17 protein-coding genes are annotated in these 20403 nt (G+C 73.5%); 6 read left to right on the top strand and 11 right to left on the bottom strand.

Annotation, left to right across the window (positions count from 1 at the left end):
- Positions 1 to 26: 26 nt before the first annotated feature.
- Positions 27 to 941 carry a 4-hydroxybenzoate octaprenyltransferase gene (ubiA, locus tag PKC53_RS11320; protein WP_324428587.1) on the bottom strand — a complete coding sequence of 305 codons (915 nt, stop codon included), beginning with the start codon at positions 939 to 941 and terminating at the stop codon, positions 27 to 29.
- Positions 942 to 1090: 149 nt separating this feature from the next.
- On the opposite strand from ubiA, the gene PKC53_RS11315 reads away from it, so the two are divergent.
- The gene (locus PKC53_RS11315; RefSeq protein WP_324428586.1) at positions 1091 to 1531 is read left to right on the top strand and encodes a hypothetical protein; all 441 of its coding nucleotides are present in this window, start codon (positions 1091 to 1093) and stop codon (positions 1529 to 1531) included.
- A gap of 133 nt (positions 1532 to 1664) precedes the next feature.
- Here PKC53_RS11315 and PKC53_RS11310 read toward each other — a convergent pair whose 3' ends face one another.
- A complete protein-coding gene (locus tag PKC53_RS11310) occupies positions 1665 to 3290 on the bottom strand; it encodes a peptide chain release factor 3 (RefSeq protein ID WP_324428585.1) in 1626 nt (541 codons plus the stop codon).
- Between the two features lie 246 nt (positions 3291 to 3536).
- Between PKC53_RS11310 and PKC53_RS11305 the strand changes: the two genes are divergently transcribed.
- A complete protein-coding gene (locus PKC53_RS11305; protein WP_324428584.1) occupies positions 3537 to 5030 on the top strand; it encodes a choice-of-anchor I family protein in 1494 nt (497 codons plus the stop codon).
- A 39-nt stretch (positions 5031 to 5069) separates the two neighbouring features.
- On the opposite strand, the gene PKC53_RS11300 is transcribed toward PKC53_RS11305, so the two are convergent.
- The 3 genes from PKC53_RS11300 to recG all read right to left on the bottom strand — a co-directional run bounded on the left by PKC53_RS11300 (position 5070) and on the right by recG (position 8834).
- Positions 5070 to 5573: a Dps family protein gene (locus PKC53_RS11300; protein ID WP_324428583.1), complete on the bottom strand. Its 504-nt coding sequence runs from the start codon at positions 5571 to 5573 to the stop codon at positions 5070 to 5072.
- Positions 5574 to 5702: 129 nt separating this feature from the next.
- Complete coding sequence (locus tag PKC53_RS11295) at positions 5703 to 6623, bottom strand: LysR substrate-binding domain-containing protein (RefSeq protein WP_324428582.1); 921 nt, start codon at positions 6621 to 6623, stop codon at positions 5703 to 5705.
- 36 nt (positions 6624 to 6659) lie between these two features.
- Positions 6660 to 8834 (bottom strand): ATP-dependent DNA helicase RecG, encoded by a 2175-nt coding sequence (gene recG, locus PKC53_RS11290; RefSeq protein WP_324428581.1) that lies wholly within the window; start codon positions 8832 to 8834, stop codon positions 6660 to 6662.
- A 49-nt stretch (positions 8835 to 8883) separates the two neighbouring features.
- Between recG and queA the strand changes: the two genes are divergently transcribed.
- Entirely contained in the window at positions 8884 to 9924 is a 1041-nt protein-coding gene (gene queA, locus PKC53_RS11285; protein ID WP_324428580.1) for a tRNA preQ1(34) S-adenosylmethionine ribosyltransferase-isomerase QueA, read from the top strand.
- Positions 9925 to 10294: 370 nt separating this feature from the next.
- Positions 10295 to 11470 (top strand): tRNA guanosine(34) transglycosylase Tgt, encoded by a 1176-nt coding sequence (tgt, locus tag PKC53_RS11280; RefSeq protein ID WP_324428579.1) that lies wholly within the window; start codon positions 10295 to 10297, stop codon positions 11468 to 11470.
- A 22-nt stretch (positions 11471 to 11492) separates the two neighbouring features.
- Here tgt and PKC53_RS11275 read toward each other — a convergent pair whose 3' ends face one another.
- Complete coding sequence (locus PKC53_RS11275) at positions 11493 to 12461, bottom strand: AEC family transporter (RefSeq protein WP_324428578.1); 969 nt, start codon at positions 12459 to 12461, stop codon at positions 11493 to 11495.
- Between the two features lie 109 nt (positions 12462 to 12570).
- On the opposite strand from PKC53_RS11275, the gene PKC53_RS11270 reads away from it, so the two are divergent.
- Together PKC53_RS11270 and PKC53_RS11265 are read left to right on the top strand one after the other, a co-directional pair.
- Positions 12571 to 13278: a small multi-drug export protein gene (locus PKC53_RS11270; RefSeq protein WP_324428577.1), complete on the top strand. Its 708-nt coding sequence runs from the start codon at positions 12571 to 12573 to the stop codon at positions 13276 to 13278.
- Between the two features lie 62 nt (positions 13279 to 13340).
- Positions 13341 to 15383: a UvrD-helicase domain-containing protein gene (locus PKC53_RS11265; protein ID WP_324428576.1), complete on the top strand. Its 2043-nt coding sequence runs from the start codon at positions 13341 to 13343 to the stop codon at positions 15381 to 15383.
- A gap of 9 nt (positions 15384 to 15392) precedes the next feature.
- Here PKC53_RS11265 and PKC53_RS11260 read toward each other — a convergent pair whose 3' ends face one another.
- From PKC53_RS11260 to PKC53_RS11240, 5 genes are all read right to left on the bottom strand, one after another.
- Positions 15393 to 15998, bottom strand: a complete 606-nt coding sequence (locus PKC53_RS11260; RefSeq protein WP_324428575.1) for a DUF4136 domain-containing protein — start codon at positions 15996 to 15998, stop codon at positions 15393 to 15395.
- Positions 15999 to 16097: 99 nt separating this feature from the next.
- Positions 16098 to 16928 carry a LytTR family DNA-binding domain-containing protein gene (locus PKC53_RS11255; protein ID WP_324428574.1) on the bottom strand — a complete coding sequence of 277 codons (831 nt, stop codon included), beginning with the start codon at positions 16926 to 16928 and terminating at the stop codon, positions 16098 to 16100.
- Positions 16925 to 17293, bottom strand: a complete 369-nt coding sequence (locus PKC53_RS11250) for a hypothetical protein (RefSeq protein WP_324428573.1) — start codon at positions 17291 to 17293, stop codon at positions 16925 to 16927. The genes PKC53_RS11255 and PKC53_RS11250 overlap by 4 nt, the downstream gene beginning before the upstream one ends.
- Positions 17290 to 18789 (bottom strand): sensor histidine kinase, encoded by a 1500-nt coding sequence (locus PKC53_RS11245; RefSeq protein ID WP_324428572.1) that lies wholly within the window; start codon positions 18787 to 18789, stop codon positions 17290 to 17292. Before PKC53_RS11245 ends, PKC53_RS11250 begins: the two co-directional genes overlap by 4 nt.
- A gap of 134 nt (positions 18790 to 18923) precedes the next feature.
- Complete coding sequence (locus tag PKC53_RS11240) at positions 18924 to 20402, bottom strand: VWA domain-containing protein (protein ID WP_324428571.1); 1479 nt, start codon at positions 20400 to 20402, stop codon at positions 18924 to 18926.
- Between the last annotated feature and the right edge of the window lies 1 nt (position 20403).

Here is a 20403-nt window from a genome sequence, read left to right as displayed (position 1 = left end):
CCGGACCGGGGCAGGCCGGCTCGGGCTCAGCGCAGCGCGAGGTCCAGCGCGGTGCCCGCGAACAGCGCGAAGCCCACCCAGTGGTTGAGGCGGAACGCGCGGAAGCACCCGGAGCGCTCGCGCGTGCGGATCAGCGTCCAGTGCCAGAGCGCCTGCGCCGCGGCGACGGCCACGCCGGCGAGGAACCAGCCGCCCAGCCCGAGCGTGCGCCCGATCGCCGCCCACGACACCAGGTGCACCGCGTAGAACGCCATCACCGCGGCGACGTCGCGCCGCCCCAGCGTCAGCGCCGAGGTGCGAATGCCGATGCGCCGGTCGTCGTCGCGGTCGACCATCGCGTACTCGGTGTCGTAGGCGAGCACCCAGAACAGGTTCGACGCCATCAGCCACCAGGCGTGCGGCGGCACCGCGTCGGCCACCGAGCGCCAGGCCCACAGGTCGGCGCCGAGCACCGCGGCGAAGGCCATCGGGATGCCGAAGCTGAACGCCACGCCGAGCACCGCCTGCGGCATCGAGACGGCGCGTTTCGCGTACGGGTAGGTCACGGCCACCGCCAGCGCGACGAACGACAGCAGGATCGTCGGCGGGTTGGTCGTCAGCACCAGCGCGAAGGCCGCCAGCGCCAGCACCGCGCCGAGCGCCAGCGCCTCGCCCGGCGGCAGCGCACCGCGCGTGACCGGGCGCTGTGCGGTGCGCTCGACGTGCAGGTCGAAGTCGCGATCGGCGACGTCGTTGACGCAGCAGCCGGCGCTGCGCATCAGGATGGTGCCCAGCACGAACACCGCCAGCAGGTGCCAGCCGGGGAAGCCGTCGGCGGCGATCCACAGCGCCGACAGCGTCGGCCACAGCAGCAGCAGCCAGCCGGCCGGACGGTCCCAGCGCACCAGGTCGAGATACAGCGCCGCGCGCGACGGCGCCGCAGGAACGGCGGTTCGGCTCACGCGCCGATTATCGCGACGCACTGTCATCGCACCGTCATTGATCGGGCGCAACATGGGCTCACGGAACCGCGGGCACGCTGTTCGGTCCCATCGCGCAGGTGTCGGCGTGCGGCCGGTGCCCGTTGTGACCCGCGACAGGAGACGAGCGCATGATCTCGACCCCCCACGCCGCCGCCCACCCCGAAGCCCCCGCGCGCCTGCTGGCGATGCTGATGAGCGCCGACGGACAAGTGCACGACGCCGAGCTCGACGCCATCGACGCGCAGCGCGGTTTCGCGCAGCTGGGCGTCACGCGCGAGCGCTTCGCCGAGCTGGCGCGCGAGTACGAGCAATCGGTGGGCCGGGAGATGCGGTCGCACAACTACCTGCACCTGTCGGACATCCAGCGCCTGGACACGCTGATGGGTGGCGTTCGCGACCCGGCGCTGCGCCTGCGCGTGTGCGCGCTGGCCGCACGCCTGATCGCCGCCGACGGCAAGATCGGCGATATCGAGCGCATGGTGTTCGACCACATGCTGTGTCGCTGGGGGCTGACGCGCTCGATGGTGTCGCGCGCGATCCTCGAGTCGCGCCACGCCGCGCTGGCCTGACCGCTTGGCGGCGGGTCGGGCGCAGCCCGGCCCTGGGGGTGCCCAAGTCGTCGCCGGGCCGCCCCAAGGCGACTTGACCCCCACGGGGGGCGGGTCGGGCGCAGCCCGGCCCTGGGGGTGCTATCCCTGTCCCTCAGCCCTCGAGCCGGCGCTGGAACACCAGCCCCGCGTGCTCGCGCAGCGCGTGGAACTGGATCTTCGGCCAGTTGTCCTGCATCGCGCGCAGCTCGCCGGCGTACTCGAGCAGCACCGTAGGCGCGTCGACCGCGTCGAAGGCGACGCGGTGTGCGTTGTGGTCGATGAAGCGCTGCAGCTCCTTCGCGTCGTCGCAGGTCACCCAGCGCGCGACGTTGTAGCGCGCCGGCAGGATGCGCGCCTTGCAGCCGTACTCGTGCTCCAGGCGGTGAGCGACGACTTCGAACTGCAGCTGACCGACCGCGCCGAGCAGCAGCACGGATCCGGCGGCCGGCCGGAAGACCTGGATCGCGCCTTCCTCGCCGAGCTGGGTCAGGCCGGCCCGCAGCTGCTTGGTCTTCAGCGGGTCGGCCACTTCGACCAAGCGGAACATCTCGGGCGCGAAGAACGGTAGCCCCGTGAACTGCAGCGCCTCGCCCTCGGTCAGCGTGTCGCCGAGCTGCAGCACGCCGTGGTTCGGGATGCCGATGATGTCGCCGGCGAAGGCCTCCTCCAGCAGCTCGCGGCGCTGGCTGAGGAAGGTCACCACCGTGTTCGGCCGCAGCTCCTTGCCGCTGCGCGTGACCTTCAGCCGCATGCCGCGCTCGAAGTGGCCGCTGGCCACGCGCACGAAGGCGATGCGGTCGCGGTGCGCCGGGTCCATGTTGGCCTGGATCTTGAACACCACGCCGCTGAACTTCGGCTCGGTCGGCTCGACCACGCGCTGGACCGCCGCCTTCGGCCCGGGCGGCGGCGCGAGCTCGACCAGCGCGTCGAGCACCTCCTTGACGCCGAAGTTGTTGATCGCGCTGCCGAAGAACATCGGCGTCTGGTGACCGGCGAGGAACTGCGCCGCGTCGAAGTCGGGCGTGGCGTCGCGCACCAGCTCGATCTCGCCGGCGGCCTGGTCGTAGGCGGCGCCGAAGCGCTGCGCGAGCACCGGGTTGTGCACGCCGTCGACGATCTCGTCGTCGCCGTGGTGGCGGTCCTCGCCGGGCGAGAACACGCGCATCTGGTCGCGCCGCAGGTCGAGCACGCCGCCGAAGAACTTGGCCATGCCCACCGGCCAGGTGAACGGCACCACCGCCATGCCCAGCTCGCGCTCGATCTCGTCCATCAGGGCCAGCGGCTCCTGCACCTCGCGGTCCATCTTGTTGACGAAGGTGAGGATCGGCGTGTTGCGGGCGCGGCAGACCTGCAGCAGCCGGCGCGTCTGCGGCTCGACGCCGTTGGCCGCGTCGATCACCATCAGCGCCGCGTCGACCGCGGTCAGCACGCGGTAGGTGTCCTCGCTGAAGTCCTGGTGGCCCGGCGTGTCGAGCAGGTTGATGACGCAGTCGCGGTACTCCATCTGCATGACGGAACTCGCCACCGAGATGCCGCGCTGCTTCTCGATCTCCATCCAGTCGCTGGTGGCGTGGCGCGTGGCCTTGCGCGCCTTCACGCTGCCGGCGATCTGGATCGCGCCGGAGAACAGCAGCAGCTTCTCCGTCAGCGTGGTCTTGCCGGCGTCGGGGTGGCTGATGATCGCGAAGGTGCGCCGGCGGCGCACCTGCGCCGGGATGCGGGTCGAGGGGTCGGACATCGAATGCGGCCGCGCGGCGCCGCCGAGGCGCGTGCGGATCGGGGAAACCGCGGATTATCGGCGCCGCCGGCGCACGAAGCGCGCGACCGGCGGGCCCCCGCGGCATCCACCGATGCCCGGGGGGCGACAGCGCGCAGACACGATGCTGTCACGGACCCAGGGCAGGCTCACGGGTCTCGTCCACTTCGCCCGTCCGCCCCCATGCCCGACCTGCCATTGCGTCTTCGCGCCCTTGCCCATGCGGTCTTGACCGGTGCTGCCTGCGCCGCCGTGCTGGCCGCCGGGCCGGCGCTCGCGGCCGACGTCTCGGTGCAGCGGGTGTGGCAGTTCACCCACGCGACGGCAGGTGGCGTCGAAGGCCAGAAGGCCGAGATCGTCGCGCACGACGACCGCACGGACACGCTGTGGGTTGCCGGCGTGGTCGGCGTCGACGTGCTCGACCGTTCGACCGGGCAGCGGCTGGCGGTGATCGATGTGCGGCACCTCGGCGCCGTCAACGGCGTCGCGATCCGCGACGGGCTGGCGGCGCTGGCCATCGAGAGCACCGTCGATCGCACGCTGCCCGGCGTCGTCGCGTTCTTCGACACGCGCACGCGCCTGCAGAGCGGCGCGCCGGTGGTCGTCGGGTCGCTGCCCGACATGCTCGTCTTCACGCCGAACGGGCGGCAGGTGCTCGTGGCCAACGAGGGCACGCCGAACCCGCGCCCGACGCCGGCCGGCCTGAGCGACGCCGACCCGGTGGGCAGCGTCAGCATCGTCGACGTGCACACCCGCGCGGTCACGACGCTGCCGATCGACGCCTCGATCCCCGGCTACGACTCGCTGCGCCTGTTTCCGGCGGCGGGCACGCTGCCGACGCAGCCGGCCACCTACGGCGCCTACGACCCCGAGCCGGAGTACATCGCCGTCGACACCGACGCCCGCCGCGCCTACGTGACGCTGCAGGAGGCGAACGGCGTCGCCGTGCTCGACCTGGAGGCGCGGGCGTTCACGCACATCTTCGGTCTCGGGTTGAAGGACTTCTCGCTGCCCGGCAACGAGATCGATCCGAGCGACCAGGACGGCCGCATCGAGCTGCGCAACGTGCCGGCCTTCGGCCTGTACCAGCCCGACACGATCGCCAGCTACCGGCACCGGGGCCGCACCTACCTCGTGATGGCCAACGAGGGCGACGCGCGCGACAACGGCGATGGCGACAGCGAGGACGAACGCCGCGGCTCGTCCGGCAACGCCAGCATCGAGTACGTGCCCGACGGCAGCGAGCTCGGACGGACCAACTTCTCGAACGTCGAGTCGGTGCGGGGCGGCCCGCTGGTCAAGTTCGGTGCGCACTCGTTCTCGATCCGCGACACCGCCGGCCGCGTCGTCTACGACAGCGGCAGCCTGCTCGACCGCGAGGCGATCCGGCTGGGCGTCTACGACGACGGACGCAGCGACAACAAGGGCGTCGAGCCGGAGGGTCTGGCGCTGATGCACGTCGAGGGGCGCGTGCTCGCCTTCGTCGGCCTCGAGCGCACGCTGAAGGCCGCGCTCGCCGTGTTCGACGTCACCGACCCGCTCGCCGTGCGGCACGTCGGCACCGTCGTCAGCGACGGCGACCGCTCGCCCGAGGGGCTGACCGCGTTCACGGTCGGCCACCGCCACTTCGTCGCCGTCGCGCACGAGGTCAGCGACACCACCTCGCTGTTCGAGGTCACGGTGTTCAAGGGCCGGGGCACGGCCGGCGGGCCCGCCCGCTGAGCGCCGGCTCGAGCGGCGCGGCCCGGACGGCCGTGCCGCTCAGCCCTCGAGCAGCGAACGCAGCATCCAGGCCGTCTTCTCGTGCACGTCCAGGCGCTGGGTCAGCAGGTCGGCGGTGGGCTGGTCGTCGGCCTTGTCGACCAATGGGAACACGCTGCGCGCGGTGCGCGCGACCGCCTCGTGGCCCTCGACGAGGATGCGCACCATCTCCAGCGCCTTCGGCGGTGCGGCCGGCGCGTCCTTGATGCTGCTGAGCTTGCCGTATTGCGCGTAGCTGCCCGGCGCGACGTGGCCGAGCGCGCGGATGCGCTCGGCGATCGGGTCGACGGCGTTCCACAGCTCGGTGTACTGCGCCATGAACATCGCGTGCAGCGTGTTGAACATCGGCCCGGTGACGTTCCAGTGGAAGTTGTGCGTCGTCAGGTACAGCGTGTACGTGTCGGCGAGCAGCTTCGACAGGCCGGCGGCGATCGCCGCGCGGTCCTTGTCGGCGATGCCGATGTCGATGCGGGGGGCGCCGGCGGCGCCGGACTTCTTGGCCATGGCTCGCTCTCCTGGGTGCGTGAGACTCGTCGGCGAGTCTAGCGAAGCGCTGCCGACCGCCGCAGCCGGCGGGGCATCGGCCGGCTGCGGCGACCTGCGGGGTCGGCGCGCCAGCGAGCCGCGCGCGACTCAGGACAGTCGCGCGACCCCCGGCAGCTCGCAGGCGTAGACCGCGTTGCGCAGCGCCGCGATCGCCTCGTAGCGCGTGAAGGTGCGCCGCCACGCCAGCACCACGCGGCGCGTGGGCACCGGCGGCGCGAAAGCGACGTACGCCACGTGCGGCTGCGGTTCGCGCGGCACCGACAGCTGCGGCACCACCGTCACCCCCATGCCCGAGCTGACCATGTGCTTGATGGTCTCCAGCGACGACCCCTCGAAGCTCTTGCGGATGCCCTCGGCGTCGCTCGAGAAGCGGGCGAACTCGGGGCAGACCTCGAGCACGTGGTCGCGGAAGCAGTGCCCGGTGCCCAGCAGCAGCATCGTCTCGCGCTTGAGCTCCTCGCTGGCGATCGACGCGCGCCTGGCCAGCGGGTGCGACTTCGGCACCGCGACCATGAACGGCTCGTCGTACAGCGGCGCGGTCGCCAGGCCGGTGTCGGGGAACGGCTCGGCCATGATCGCGCAGTCGAGCTCGCCGGTGCGCAGCATCTCGAGCAGCTTGACGGTGAAGTTCTCCTGCAGCATCAGCGGCATCTGCGGTGTCATCTCGATCGCGTGCCGCACCAGCTCGGGCAGCAGGTACGGGCCGATCGTGTAGATGATGCCCAGCCGCAGCGGGCCGGCCAGCGGGTCCTTGCCGCGCTTGGCGATCTCCTTGATCGCCGCGGCCTGCTCGATCACCGCCTGTGCCTGGCGCACGATCTCCTCGCCCAGCGGCGTCACGCTGACCTCGCTGGTGCCGCGCTCGAAGATCTTCACGTCGAGCTCCTCCTCGAGCTTCTTGATCGCCACCGACAGCGTCGGCTGCGACACGAAGCACGCCTCGGCGGCGCGGCCGAAGTGCTTCTCGCGCGCGACGGCGACGATGTAGCGCAGCTCGGTGAGGGTCATGCGGGGATTGTGCGTCAGCGGGCCGCGTGGCCGGTCTCAGGCTTTCAGGTAGTCGTGCCGCGTGCCGAGCCAGCGCCGCACGTGCACGCGTGCCGCCTCGGGATGGGCGTCGAGCAGCGGCTGCGCCGCCGCACGCGCGCGCTGCAGCAACGGCTCGTCGGCGTCGAGGTCGGCGAAGCGCAGCAGCGCGTCGCCGCTCTGGCGCGCACCCATGAACTCGCCGGGGCCGCGGATCGCCAGGTCGCGCCGCGCGATCTCGAAGCCGTCGGTCGTCTCGACCATCGCGCGCAGCCGCTGCTTGCCGCTGTCGGACAGCGGCGGCGTGTACAGCAGGACGCACACGCTGGCGGTGGCGCCGCGGCCGACGCGTCCGCGCAGCTGGTGCAGCTGCGCCAGGCCGAAGCGCTCGGCGTGTTCGACGACCATCAGGCTGGCGTTGGGCACGTCGACGCCGACCTCGATCACCGTGGTGGCCACCAGCACCGGCATCCGGCCGCCCGCGAACTGCGTCATCACCGCCGCCTTCTCGGCCGGCGACATGCGCCCGTGCAGCAGTCCGACCGCCACGCCCGGCATCGCGGCGGCGAGCTGCGCGTGCGTCTCGGTCGCGTGCCGCAGGTCGACGTGTTCCGACTCGTCGACGAGCGGGCAGACCCAGTAGACCTGGCGCCCGTGGGCGACCTCGTCGCGGATGCGTGCCACCACCTCGTCGCGCCGCGCATCGGCGAAGACCTTGGTCACCACCGGGGTGCGCCCGGGCGGCAGCTCGTCGATCGTGCTCACCGCGAGGTCGGCGTAGTAGGTCATCGCCAGCGTGCGCGGGATCGGCGTGGCGCTCATCATCAGCAGGTGCGGCTCGAGCCGTTCGCCGGGCGGGGCGCCGCCTCGCGGCGCCCCGCCCGGCGAGGGGGCGCTCGCCGGCTCGGGGTGGCCCGTCGCCGGCGCCGCGTCGTCGAGCTTGTGCCGCAGCGCCAGCCGCTGCGCGACGCCGAAGCGGTGCTGCTCGTCGACGATCGCCAGCCCCAGCCGCGCGAACGCGACGTCGTGCTGGATCACCGCGTGCGTGCCGACCACCAGCCGCGCCTGGCCGCCGGCGATGCGCGCGAGCATCTCGTGCCGCGCCCGCCCCTTGCGGCTGCCGCTGAGCCACGCCACGCCGACGCCCAGCGGCTCGAGCCAGTGCACCAGCTTGCCGAAGTGCTGTTCGGCGAGGATCTCGGTGGGCGCCATCAGCGCGCACTGCCAGCCGGCGTCGATCGCCACCGCCGCGGCCAGCGCAGCGACCACCGTCTTGCCCGAGCCGACGTCGCCCTGCAGCAGCCGGTGCATCGGCTGCGGCCGCGCCAGGTCGTCGGCGATCTCGTCGACCACGCGGCGCTGCGCCGCGGTCAGCGTGAACGGCAGGGCCGCGAGCAGCCGCTCGGGCAGCCCGCCGCGCGCGGCGCGCAGCGCCGGTGCCGCGAGCGCCGCGCGCTCGCGCTGTGCCAGGCGCTGCGACAGCTGCTGCGCGAGCAGCTCGTCGAACTTCAGGCGCTGCCACGCCGGGTGGCTGCGGTCGTCGAGCGTGGCCAGCGGCGTGCGCGGCGGCGGGTGGTGCAGGAACTGCAGGGCCTCGGGCAGCGACGGCAGCCCCGGCGGCCACCACGCGGCGCGCGCCGCGGCGGGCCAGGGGTCGTCGAGCGGCGCACGCGCCAGCGCCGAGGCGATGACCTTGCGCAGGTAGGCCTGCGGCAGCCCCGCGGTGGTCGGGTACACCGGCGTCAGCGTCGCCGGCAGCGGCGCGCCGGGTTCGACCGCGCGGCACGTCGGGTGCACCATCTCGCGGCCGAGGAAGCCGCCGCGCACCTCGCCCATCGCGCGCACGCGCGTCCCCGGCGCGAGCAGCTTGCGGTGCGACGGGTAGAAGTGCAGGAAACGCAGCACGAGCTCGCCGCTGCCGTCGTCCAGGTGCACGACGAACTGGCGTCGCGCGCGCGTCTCGACGCGCGCGTCGCGCACGACGCCTTCGACCTGCGCCGTGGCGCCTTCGCGCAGGTCGGCGATGCGCCACAGGCGCGTCTCGTCCTCGTAGCGCAGCGGCAGGTGCAGCGCGAGGTCGACGTCGCCGACTAGCCCGAGCCTGTCGAGCGCGCGCTGCGGGGCGGACTTGGCAGCGGGCTTCGCAGCCGGCTTTGCGGCGGGGGGCGGCGGAGCGCCGTCGGCGGCGGCCATGGAACCATTCTGCCGCGGTGTAGTCTTGAGGCACTGGCTTCGACCCGCCATGACGACGACGCGCACATTCGCCCTCAGCGACTTCGACTTCGCCCTGCCGGGCGAGCTGGTCGCGCAGCACCCCGCGCCGCAGCGCAGCGCGTCGCGGCTGCTCGACGGCCGCGGTGCCGTGCCGGTCGACCGCGTGTTCAGCGACCTGCCCGCGCTGCTCGAGCCGGCCGACCTGCTCGTGTTCAACGACACGCGCGTGATCAAGGCGCGCCTGTACGGCGAGAAGCCCACCGGCGGCGCGGTCGAGGCGCTGATCGAGCGCGTGCTGCCGGGCCGCGAGGTGCTGGCGCAGCTGCGCGCGAGCAAGTCACCGAAGCCGGGGTCGACCATCCGCTTCGCCGAGGCATTCGACGCCGAGGTCCTGGGCCGCGGCGGGCCCGACGGCTCGCTGTTCCAGCTGCGCTTTCCGTCCGAGCCGCTGGCGTTGCTCGACGCGCACGGCCACGTGCCGCTGCCGCCCTACATCACGCACGCCGACACCGCCGACGACGCGCAGCGCTACCAGACCGTGTTCGCGCGTCGCCCGGGCGCGGTGGCCGCGCCCACCGCGTCGCTGCACTTCGACGGGGACTTGCTGGCCGCGCTCGACGCACGCGGCGTGCAGCGCACCGCGGTGACGCTGCACGTGGGCGCCGGCACGTTCCAGCCGGTGCGCAGCGAGCGGCTGGCCGAACACCGCATGCACAGCGAGTGGTTCGAGGTCGGCGCCGACGCCGTGGCCGCGATCGAGGCCACGCGCGCCGCCGGCGGGCGCATCGTCGCCGCCGGCACGACGACGCTGCGCGCGCTCGAGTCGGCGGCGCTGTCGGGTCGGCTCGAAGCCGGCGCGCGCGAGACCGACCTGTTCATCACGCCCGGCTTCACGTTCCGCGTCGTCGACCTGCTGATCACCAACTTCCACCTGCCCAGGAGCACGCTGCTGATGCTGGTGGCCGCATTCGCCGGCCACGAGCACGTGATGGCGCTGTACCGGCATGGCGTCGAGGCGCGGTACCGGTTCTTCAGCTACGGCGACGCGATGCTGCTGGCGCGGGCCTGAGGCGCTCGCTGCAGGCGCTGGTGCCGGCAGCGGGTTCGGCACGTTGTGGTCCTTCAGCGGTCGCGTGGCCTGCGGCCGTAGGCGCGCGAGCGGGCCGCCGGGGTGCCCTGTTGCGCTCATGTCCCCCGGCGCCCGCCTTCGGCAGGCGCCTCCTCCATGACTTCACTGCACAGGGCACCCCGGCGACCCGGTCGTCGATGCGTCGCGCACTGCGCCGCTCGCACGCCACGACGGTGGACAGCCACCCACTGGCGCTGGCGCGCGAGCGTCGAAGGACGCGCGGCGATCACGCCGTGACCGTCTGCAACGCGTGGAGTCCCGCTCCTGCACTCCGCCGTCGTGGGACGGGGCGGCGGCGACAATCCGCGTCATGCTGCGCTTCGAGATCCTCGCCACCGACGGCCACGCGCGCCGCGGCCGGCTCACGCTCAACCACGGCGTCGTCGAGACGCCGCAGTTCATGCCGGTGGGCACCTACGGCACCGTCAAGGGCGTGCTGCCGCGCGACCTCGAGGCGATGGGCGCGCAGATCATCCTCGGCAACACGTTCCACCTGTGGATGCGCCCGGGGCTGGACGTGCTGCGCGCCTTCGGCGGGCTGCACCGCTTCGAGGGCTGGCAGCGTCCGATCCTCACCGACAGCGGCGGTTTCCAGGTCTGGAGCCTGGGCGGCGCCGACGGCAAGGGCCGCAGGATCACCGAGCAGGGCGTGCACTTCGCGTCGCCGGTCAACGGCGACAAGCTGTTCCTCACGCCCGAGCTGAGCATGCAGATCCAGACGGTGCTGAACTCGGACATCGTGATGCAGTTCGACGAGTGCACGCCCTACCAGACCGCCGGCCACGTGACCACCGAGCACGAGGCGCGCGCGTCGATGGAGCTGAGCCTGCGCTGGGCCCGGCGCTCGAAGGCCGAGTTCGAGCGCCTGGCCAACCCGAACGCGCTGTTCGGCATCGTTCAGGGCGGCATGTACGAGCCGCTGCGCGAGGCGTCGGTGGCGGCGCTGGCCGAGCTCGACCTGCCCGGCTACGCGGTCGGCGGCGTCAGCGTCGGCGAACCGAAGGACGACATGCGCCGCCTCGTCGCGCACACGCCGCACCGGCTGCCGCAGGGCAAGCCGCGCTACCTGATGGGCGTGGGCACGCCCGAGGACCTGGTCGACGGCGTGGCCAACGGCGTCGACCTGTTCGACTGCGTGATGCCCACGCGCAACGCGCGCAACGGGCATCTCTTCACGCGCTTCGGCGACCTGAAGATCCGCAACGCGAAGCACCGGGCCGACACGCGAGCACTCGACGAGACCTGCACCTGCTACGCGTGCCGCGGCACGACGCTGCCCGACGGCAGCGTGCGCGGCGGCTTCAGCCGCGCCTACCTGCACCACCTCGACCGCTGCGGCGAGATGCTCGCGCCGATGCTGGCGACCATCCACAACCTGCACTACTACCTGAACCTGATGCGCGAGGTGCGCGCCGCGCTGGACGCCGGCACGTTCGCGGCGTTGCGCGAACGTTTCGCCGCCGACCGCGCGCGCGGCGTCGACTGACGCGCGGCGCAGCGGCGTACGCTCAGCCGCGCGCCTGAACCCCCAGCAGCGTCGCCAGCAGCGTGAAGCTGACGAAGGCCGCCGCCGTCGACGCGAGGATGATGCGCGCGACGCGGCCATTGTCGGCGCCGTAGCGCTCGGCCAGCAGCGACACGTTGCTCGCGCTGGGCAGCGCGGCGGCCAGCGTCATCACCGCGAGCTGGAACGCCGACAGCGGCGCGCCCAGGCGCACCGCCGCGGCGCCCACCGCGAACACCAGCAGCGGGTGCAGGAACAGCTTGATCGCCGCCACCGGCAGGTAGCGCCCCGGCGGCGTGCGCGTGTGCGCGTGCTGGCCGGCGCGCCACAGCACCGCGCCGATCGTGAACAGCGCCACCGGCGTGGCCGCGTCGGCGAGCATCTTCACCACCGCGTCGATCGGCCCCGGCAGCGCCAGCCCGGCCACCGAGAACAGCGCGCCGGCCGCGATGGCCCAGGGCAGCGGGTTGGCCAGCGTGCCGCGCAGCGTCTTCAGCGCCGCGTCGCGCGCGCCGTGACCGCTGGCGTCGTGCGCCTGCGCCAGCGCGATGCACAGCGACGAGGTGACGAACAGGTCGGCCAGCAGCAGCGTGATCATCGGGCCCACGCCGGCCGGCCCCATCAGCGCGGCCAGCAGCGGCACGCCCATGAAGCCGGTGTTCGGGAACGCGGCCACCAGCGCGCCGAACGCCGCGTCCTTCAGGTGCACCGCCGGGCCCAGCGTGAAGGCGATCGTGACGAACACGACGAGCAGCGCGCACAGCACCCACACCGCGAGCACCGCGGGGTTGAGCAGGTCAAGGATCGGCGTGCCGGCGCCGAAGCGGAACAGCATGCACGGCAGCGCGAAGTACAGCACGAAGGCGTTGAGCCCCGGGATCGCGGCCTCGGGCAGCAGGCGGCGCTGCGCGGCGAGGTAACCCGCGAGCACGAGCGCGAAGAACGGCACGGTGATCGCGAGGACGGCGGTCATCGGGGGCGGAGTATCGCAACCCGGGGTCGCGGCGCGGGCATGATGCGCGCCTGCCGGACGCGCCGACATGCCGCACCCACCGCCGCACCCGCCTGCCCCGCCGCACGACATGCCCGCCGCGGTGCCCGGATGGCGGCGCCTACTCGCCAGCGCCGAGGGCCGGCTGCTCGCCGTCGGCCTGGCGATGGCGCTGGCGATCGCCGCGGCGGTCGGCGTCGGGTTGATGCTGGCGCCGGTGGCCACGCTCGACTACGCGGCGGTGATCGGACTGAACCTCGTCGTCGGGCGTGCAGCCGGCATGAGCTACGGCATCGCCCGCGACCTGGGCATGCTCGAGGTCGTGCTGGTCAACGTGTTCGTCGAGACCGCGCAGGTGCTGGTGGTCTACCCGCTGTTCGTGCTGGGCTGGCGCGAGCTGATCGACACGCGGCGCATCGCGCCGATGCTCGAGCGCCTGCGCGCCGCGGCCGAGTCGGGCCGCGGCGGCGTGCGCCGCTTCGGCATCGCCGGTCTGTTCGTGTTCGTCTTCATGCCCTTCTGGATGACCGGGCCGGTGGTCGGCGCGATCATCGGTTTCCTGCTCGGCCTGCGCGTGGCGCTGAACCTCGCGGTCGTGCTGTCGGCCACCGCGCTGGCGATCGTCGTCTACGCGCGTTTCCTCGACCAGGTCGACGCCTGGGCCGCGGCGCTGCACCCGTACGCGGTGTTCGCGGTGATCGTCGCGCTGGCCGTGCTGGCCTGGGTCGTGCGCCGGTTCCTGCGCCGCTCGGCGCCCGCTGCGCCCGACGTCGAGCCGCAGCGCGCGGGGCGCGACTGACGCCGTCGCGCCGGTGTCGAAGCGCCGCGCTTGGCTATCATCCGCCCCCTTTGCCTGAGCCGATGGCCGACGCGACCGAACGCCTGAACCCTGCCCAGCTCGACGCCGTGCACCACCTGCACGGCCCCTGCCTGGTGCTGGCCGGCGCCGGCTCGGGCAAGACGCGCGTGATCACGCACAAGATCGCGCGCCTGCTGGCCACCGGGCTCGAGCCGGCGCAGATCGCCGCGATCACCTTCACCAACAAGGCCGCCGTCGAGATGCGCGAGCGTGCCCGCGCGCTGGTCGGCGCGCGCGCGGCCAAGACCCTGGTGGTGTCGACCTTCCACAGCCTGGGCGTGCGCCTGCTGCGCGAGGACGGGCCGGCGATCGGGCTGAAGCCGAACTTCTCGATCCTCGACGCCGACGACGTGCTCGGCGTGCTGCGCGACGTCGGCACCACCGACGCGAAAGTCGCGCGGCGCTGGCAGTGGACGATCAGCCTGTGGAAGAACCAGGGCCTGGACGCGGCGCAGGCGGCGGCCGCCGCGGCCGACGACGACGAAGCGGTCGCCGCGCGGGTGATGCAGCGCTACCAGGAGCGGCTCGCCGCGTACCAGGCGGTCGACTTCGACGACCTGATCGGGCTGCCGCTGGCGCTGCTGCAGCGCGACGTCGCGGTGCGCGACAAGTGGCGCGAGCGTTTTCGCCACGTGCTGGTCGACGAGGTGCAAGACACCAACGCGGTGCAGTACGACCTGCTCAAGGCGCTGGTCGGCGAGCGCGGCGTGTTCACCGCCGTCGGCGACGACGACCAGAGCATCTACGGCTGGCGCGGCGCGACGCTCGACAACCTGAAGCGCCTGCCGCAGGACTACCCGCGGCTGAAGGTCATCGCGCTGGAGCAGAACTACCGCTCGACCGGCCACATCCTGCGCGCGGCGAACGCGGTCATCGCCGCCAACCCGAAGCTGTTCGACAAGAAGCTGTGGAGCGCGCTCGGCGACGGCGAGCCGGTGCGCGTGCTCGAGTGCGACGGCGAGGAGCACGAGGCCGAGCGCGCGGTGGCGCTGATCCAGTCGCTGCGCGGGCAGGGCGCGGCGGCGAAGTTCTCTCACTTCGCGGTGCTGTACCGCGCCAACCACCAGGCCAAGGCTTTCGAGCAGAAGCTGCGCGCGGCGCAGATCCCGTACAAGGTCTCGGGGGGCACCAGCTTCTTCGACCGCGCCGAGATCAAGGACCTCACCGCCTGGCTGCGTCTGCTCGTCAACCCCGACGACGACCCGGCGTTCCTGCGCGCGGTGAGTACGCCCAAGCGCGGCATCGGCCACACCACGCTGGGCAGGCTCGGCGAGTTCGCCGCGCAGCGCAGGTGCAGCCTGTACGAGGCGCTGTCGGCACCGACGCTCGAGACCGCGCTGGGCGCCAAGGCGCTGGGGTCGCTGCACGAGTTCGGCCGATACGTCGCCGACCTCGAGTACCGCGCGCGCCACACCGAGGGTGCCGAGGCGGCGCGCGCGCTGCTGCTCGACTGGCTGAAGGACATCGGCTACGAGCAGCACCTGCACGACGGCGAGGACAGCGCGCGGCTCGCCGCCGCGCGCTGGACCAACGTGGTCGACTTCGTCGACTGGATCGCGCGGCGCTGCGGCGGCGACATCGTGCAGGACGCCGGCACCTTCGAGACCGAGCGCCAGTCGGTGCTGCAGGTGGCGCAGACGATCAGCGTGATCCTCAGCCTGGCCGAACGCGACGCGCAGCAGGACGTGGTCACGCTGTCGACGCTGCACGCGGCCAAGGGGCTCGAGTGGCCGCACGTGTTCCTCGCCGGCGTCAACGAGGGGCTGCTGCCCTTTCGCTCCGACGACGACGAGACGACGCCCCAGCGGCTCGAGGAGGAGCGCCGGCTGATGTACGTGGGCATCACGCGCGCGCAGCGCACGCTGGCGGTGAGCACGCTGCGGCGGCGCAAGCGCGGCCGCGACACCGTGGCCGGCGTGCCCAGCCGCTTCATCGCCGAGATGAAGCTGGGCGAGACGCAGCCGAAGGTCGATCCGAGGGAGCGGCTGAAGCAGCTGCGCGCGCAGCTCGCCGCGACGGCGCCGGCGCCGGTCGACGGCGGCTGAGCCGGCGGCTCAGCGCGGCGGCAGCGGGAACTTCGCGAACGCCGCGACCACCGCCTGGTCGAGCGAGCGCTCGAGGTCGTCCATCGCCTTCGGCGTGACCTGGCCGACGACGATGCCCTCCCACACCAGCTGCTTGCGCTGCGCGTCGACGAGGTCGATGTTGACCGTGCCTTCCTGGTAGGTCGTCACCTCGGCGCGTTCGGCCCAGATCGGCCAGCCGGCGTAGAGCCCGCGGCGGTAGCCGTAGTAGCCGAAGCCGACCATCGCCGACGCCGGGCTCACGCGCACGCGCTCGGCCAGCGCGGCGTGGAAGTTGACCAGCAGCTGCGGCGCCGCCTCGTCGTGGCGCAGTCCGCGCGCCTCGAGCTCGCGCCGCGTCGACGCCTTCAGGTGCTGCGAAACGAGGGTCTGGTAGCCGGCGCGGTCGGTCCCCAGCGGGCTGACGAAGGCGAACGTGCGGTAGCGCGACAGGTCGGTGCCGCGTTCGACCGTCGTGCGCACCTCGGGGCCGGTGGCGCAGCCGGCGAGCAGCGCCGCCGCGGCCAGCGCGACCGCGCCGAGCCACACGCGTCGGTGCCTGCGAAGGGGGTTGCCGGGGCGGGCATCGGTGACCATGGCGGGAGGACCTCCTGATGCATGCTAACGCCGGTGCGCGCGGCGGCGTTTACCGCCGCGGCGAACCCGCACGCCGCACCGGCGTGCCCGCGCCGGCGCTCACATGCTCTTGAACAGCCCGGTGTAGCTGCGGCTGACCTCGAGCTTCTCGGTGCTGCCGTGCACCGCGACGAGCTGGCGGCCGCGGAAGTCGCGCGTGACGCCGGCGACGTGGCGCGTGTTGACCAGCGTGCTGCGGTGGATCTGCCAGAACACCTCGGGGTCGAGCTCGTCGACCAGTTCCTTGATCGGCTTGCGGATCAGCGCCTCGAAGGCCGCGGTCTGCACGCGCGTGTACTTCTCGTCGCTGACGAAGAACAGCACCTCGTCGACCGGGATCATGCGGATCGTGTCGCCGACGCTGGCCTGGATCCACTTCAGGTAGCTCTTCGGCTGGCCCATGCCGGCGGCCAGCTTGTGCAGCAGCTGCTGCAGCGGTGCGGCGGCGGGGGCGTCGTGCGCCTGCGGCGCGCCCTCGCGACGCGCCAGCCGCGCCCGCAGCCGCTGCACCGTGCGCTGCAGCCGCTCGCGTTCGGCGGGCTTGAGCACGTAGTCGGCCACGCCCTGCTCGAAGGCCTCGACCGCGTACTGGTCGTAGGCGGTGATGAACACGATCTCGGGCAGCGGCCGGTCGTCGGGCCAGCCCGGATCGGCTTCGAGCTGCGCGATGCGCCGCGCCGCCTCCACGCCGGTCAGCCCGGGCATGCGGATGTCGAGGAACACCAGGTCGGGGCGGTGCGACGCGACCAGCTCGACCGCCTCCTGCCCGTTGCGCGCCTCGGCGACGACCGTCAGCTCGGGCCAGACCTCGGCCAGCCGCGCGCGCAGCTGCTCGCGCATCAGGCGTTCGTCGTCGGCGATCACGGCGGTGGGGGCGTCCATCGCACTCATTGTGCGTGCGGCGGCGCGGCGGGTCGATCACGTCGCCACAGCCACCACAGCAGCAGCACGAGCAGCCACAGCGGCGACAGCACCACCGCGAGCACGACGCCGGCCACCAGCAGCGGCACCCCGACGGCCAGCAGCAGCACCAGCGGCAGCAGCACCACGAGCAGCGCGAACACCAGCACCAGCGCCGCGGCGGCGACCAGCCAGTGGCCGACGTGCATCGGCGGCAGCTGCCACTCGCGCCCGTCGACGATCACCTGCACCTGGTCCATTGGCGGGCCCCAGACGAGCCAGGCGGCCACCGCCAGCGCGCTGGCCAGCACCAGCAGCGCCAGCGCCGCGAGCAGCAGGCGCGGCACGTCGTTCACGCCTCGCCGCCCTCGGCGCGCGCGCGCGCGACGTAGGGCACGGCGATCGTCGCCACCGTGCCGCCGCCGGGCTGGGCGGCCATGGTCAGCGACGCGCGGCTGCCGTACAGCAGCCTCAGCCGCTCGCGGATGTTCTCCAGCCCGACGCCGGTGCCGGCGGTGTCGGCGGCGCCGAAGCCCACGCCGGTGTCGGCCACCGTCACCTCGAGGCGGCCGTCGACGACCTCGGCGCACACGCGCAGCGTGCCGCCTTCGGGCTTGGGCTCGAGCCCGTGCTTGATCGCGTTCTCGACCAGCGTCTGCAGCATCATCGGCGGGAACTCGGCGGTCAGCAGCCCGGCGGGCACGCAGGTGTCGAGCTGCAGCCGGTCCTCCATGCGCATCTTCAGGATCTCGAGGTACGGCCGGATCACCGCCATCTCGCGGCCGAGCTCGCGCACCGCGCCGACCTGCGTCTCGCGCATCGTCGGCATGCTGGCGCGCAGCAGCGCGATCAGGTGCTTCTGCATCTGGCTGGCGCGCGGCGGGTCGGTCTCGATCAGGTGGTCGATCGACGCCAGCGTGTTGAACAGGAAGTGCGGTTCGACCTGCGCCTGCATCGCCGCCATGCGCGCTTCGACGAGCTGGCGCTTGAGCTGCTCGGCCTCGGCGGTCTCGGTGGCCATCGCCGCCTTGACCTCGGCTTGCATGCGGCCCTTGTAGGTGATCTTCAGGATCATCGAGCCGAAGATCCAGATCAGCGCGAGGTCGGGCAGGAAGTCGCCCAGCCGCACCTTGGTCACGCGGATGCGCGGGGCCGCGTCGCGCGCCGCCTCCTTCGCCGCCTCGCCGGCCTCGCGCACGGCGCGCTCGGCGTCGCGCACCGCCTCCTCGGCGTCGCGCCGGGCCTCCTCGGCCGCGTCGAGCACCTCGCGGCGCACCTCCTCGACGGCCTCGCGCACCGCCTCGCTCGTGCCCGGCGGCAGGCGGATCTCGATGCCGGACGCTGCCTCGGCGGCGCTGGCGGCCTGTGCGGCGGCGGTTTCGGCGGCCGACGCCGCCTCGGCGGCGCGTGCGGCGGCGTCGCCGGACGCGCCGCCCGCAGACCGGGCGCTGGGCTTGATGCGGATGCCCTTCTCGCCGATCGAGATCTCGACGCCGTCGCCGTCGCGCCCCGGGCGCTCGATCTTGATCAGCGGCTCGCGGTCGCCGGCCGGCGCCGGCGGGGCCGGCGGCAGCGGCGCCGGCGGTGGCTTCACCGCCGCGGCGCGCGGTGGCCGCTCGGTGACCGTCTCGCTGACGGTCCAGCTGAACGGCGGGATCTCGGCGACGATGTTGACGACGATCAGCAGCAGCACCGACAGCACGATGAAGCGCTTCCAGCTGATGCCGACGAGCCAGTTGGCGTAGGCGTGGAAGCCGCGCACCAGCGCGCCGCCAGCGTGCTGCCAGCGCCCGGGCGAAGCCGGCGCGGCGGGGGGCGCCGGTGGCGAGGGGGGCGGGGACGTGGCGTTCATCGGGTGCCGGTGTTCGGTGCGTGGCGCACTGTAGCGAGCCGGGCCGTGCCGCGGCCACGGCGCTGCGACGGGCTGCCGCACCCGCGGCACAGGCTGCAGCCGGCGGCGACGCGGCGCCGCCCCCGCGTCCCGGGTCAACCCTTGCGGTGCCGCGCCGCGCGCTCGCTCAGCGCGTTCGGGAAGTACATCGCGGTCAGGCTGCGGCTGTGCACCGGCGAGAAGTCGCCGGCGGCGTCGCCGCCGAAGCGGCGCCAGTCGCGCACCCAGAAGATGTCGTCGCAGACCTCGAGCAGCCCCATCGTCTCGCGGTCGCCGATCAGGATGCCCTGCACGCGCAGGCCCAGCGCGTCGCGCGCCGCGTCGAGCCGCTCGAGCGTGGCCGCCGTGCAGCCGAACTCGCCGTCGCTGACGATCAGCAGGTCGGCGCCGGCCCAGCGCGCGGCGCCGGCGGCGGCGTGCACCGTCTCGACCGCTCGTTCGATCGGCCCCTGCACGTCGGTGCCGCCGTCGAAGCCCTGGCCGAGCAGGTCGGCCAGCGCGTGCAGCCCGGCGGCGCCGTCGTCGAGGTCGCGCTCGACGATCTCGCCGGGGCCGCCGAACGCGATCAGCTTGCAGCCGCGCCGCTCGGCGTGCGCGGTGCGCAGCGCCTGCAGCACCAGCGCCTTGGCCAGCTGCTCGGGCGCGCCGGCCATCGAACCCGAGGTGTCGAGGCACACGACGATCGGCCCGCGCTGCAGCGGCGGCGGCGACGCCGGCGCCGCCGGCGTGCGCGGTCGCGCCGCCGGGTCGGCGCGCCAGTCGACCAGCACCGCCTCGCTCTCCCAGGTCAGCAGGCGCGACTCGGCGCGGCGCGCGCGCCACAGCTTGTGGCCGACCGGGTGGTGCATCAGCGCCGCCTCGGCGGCGAGCTGGCGCTCGAGCCGGTCCGACAGCCGGATGCCGGTGATCTCGCCGGGGGCGTCGGGCAGCCGGGTCTCGATCGCGACCAGCGGCACCGGCGCGGCGCGGCCCGCTTGCGGCAGCGGCGCCGGCGCTCGCGGCACGACGGCCACCTCGCGGCGGCCGAGCCGGCGCAGCAACTCGACCAGCGCCGGCGCGCGCCCGAGCAGCGCGGCCAGCCGCTGCGCCTCGCGCCACTCGCGGCGCCGCCACAGCCCCTGCAGTTCGTCCCAGCGCAGCCGGGCCAGGTCGCCGAGCCCCTGCAGCAGCGCCAGCGCCTCGTCGCGGTCGGCGCGCTCGATGCGCCACTCGTCGCGGAAGTCGCGCACCGCGCGTGCGACGGCGGCGTCGCGCGGCTCGTGCACCGCGCGGTCGATCACGCGGTCGGCGTGCCACAGCAGCGTGCGCAGCACCTGCTCGGCCAGCGCCGGCACGCCGCGCGCGAGCGACGGCAGGTCGAGTTCGCCGACCGCTTCGCGCAGTGCACCGAACAGCGGCGCGTCGCCGCAGTCGGCTTCGGGCGGCGGCAGCACGCCGGCCTCGAGCGCGTCGCGCCAGCGCGGCAGGTCCGCCAGCCGCCGCGCGGCGCTGCCGCCGCTGGTCGTCAGCGCCGCCAGCCACAGCGCGCGCGGCAGGTTCGCGAGCCGGTGGTAGGGCGCGTCGCGCGGGGTCACG

The organism is Azohydromonas sp. (genome assembly GCF_035325925.1).
In the GTDB taxonomy this organism is placed as follows: domain Bacteria; phylum Pseudomonadota; class Gammaproteobacteria; order Burkholderiales; family Burkholderiaceae_C; genus Calidifontimicrobium.
Note: the sequence above shows the minus strand (reverse complement) of the source record. Positions and strands in the feature narration are given on the sequence as shown.

Excerpts from the sequence above, each read along its gene's own strand:
- PKC53_RS11315 (WP_324428586.1), top strand. The coding sequence starts at position 1,091 with ATGATCTCGACCCCCCACGCCGCCGCCCACCCCGAAGCCCCCGCGCGC.
- PKC53_RS11310 (WP_324428585.1), bottom strand. The coding sequence starts at position 3,290 with ATGTCCGACCCCTCGACCCGCATCCCGGCGCAGGTGCGCCGCCGGCGC.
- PKC53_RS11300 (WP_324428583.1), bottom strand. The coding sequence starts at position 5,573 with ATGGCCAAGAAGTCCGGCGCCGCCGGCGCCCCCCGCATCGACATCGGC.
- PKC53_RS11295 (WP_324428582.1), bottom strand. The coding sequence starts at position 6,623 with ATGACCCTCACCGAGCTGCGCTACATCGTCGCCGTCGCGCGCGAGAAG.
- recG (WP_324428581.1), bottom strand. The coding sequence starts at position 8,834 with ATGGCCGCCGCCGACGGCGCTCCGCCGCCCCCCGCCGCAAAGCCGGCT.
- queA (WP_324428580.1), top strand. The coding sequence starts at position 8,884 with ATGACGACGACGCGCACATTCGCCCTCAGCGACTTCGACTTCGCCCTG.
- tgt (WP_324428579.1), top strand. The coding sequence starts at position 10,295 with ATGCTGCGCTTCGAGATCCTCGCCACCGACGGCCACGCGCGCCGCGGC.
- PKC53_RS11275 (WP_324428578.1), bottom strand. The coding sequence starts at position 12,461 with ATGACCGCCGTCCTCGCGATCACCGTGCCGTTCTTCGCGCTCGTGCTC.
- PKC53_RS11270 (WP_324428577.1), top strand. The coding sequence starts at position 12,571 with ATGCCCGCCGCGGTGCCCGGATGGCGGCGCCTACTCGCCAGCGCCGAG.
- PKC53_RS11265 (WP_324428576.1), top strand. The coding sequence starts at position 13,341 with ATGGCCGACGCGACCGAACGCCTGAACCCTGCCCAGCTCGACGCCGTG.
- PKC53_RS11260 (WP_324428575.1), bottom strand. The coding sequence starts at position 15,998 with ATGGTCACCGATGCCCGCCCCGGCAACCCCCTTCGCAGGCACCGACGC.
- PKC53_RS11255 (WP_324428574.1), bottom strand. The coding sequence starts at position 16,928 with ATGAGTGCGATGGACGCCCCCACCGCCGTGATCGCCGACGACGAACGC.
- PKC53_RS11245 (WP_324428572.1), bottom strand. The coding sequence starts at position 18,789 with ATGAACGCCACGTCCCCGCCCCCCTCGCCACCGGCGCCCCCCGCCGCG.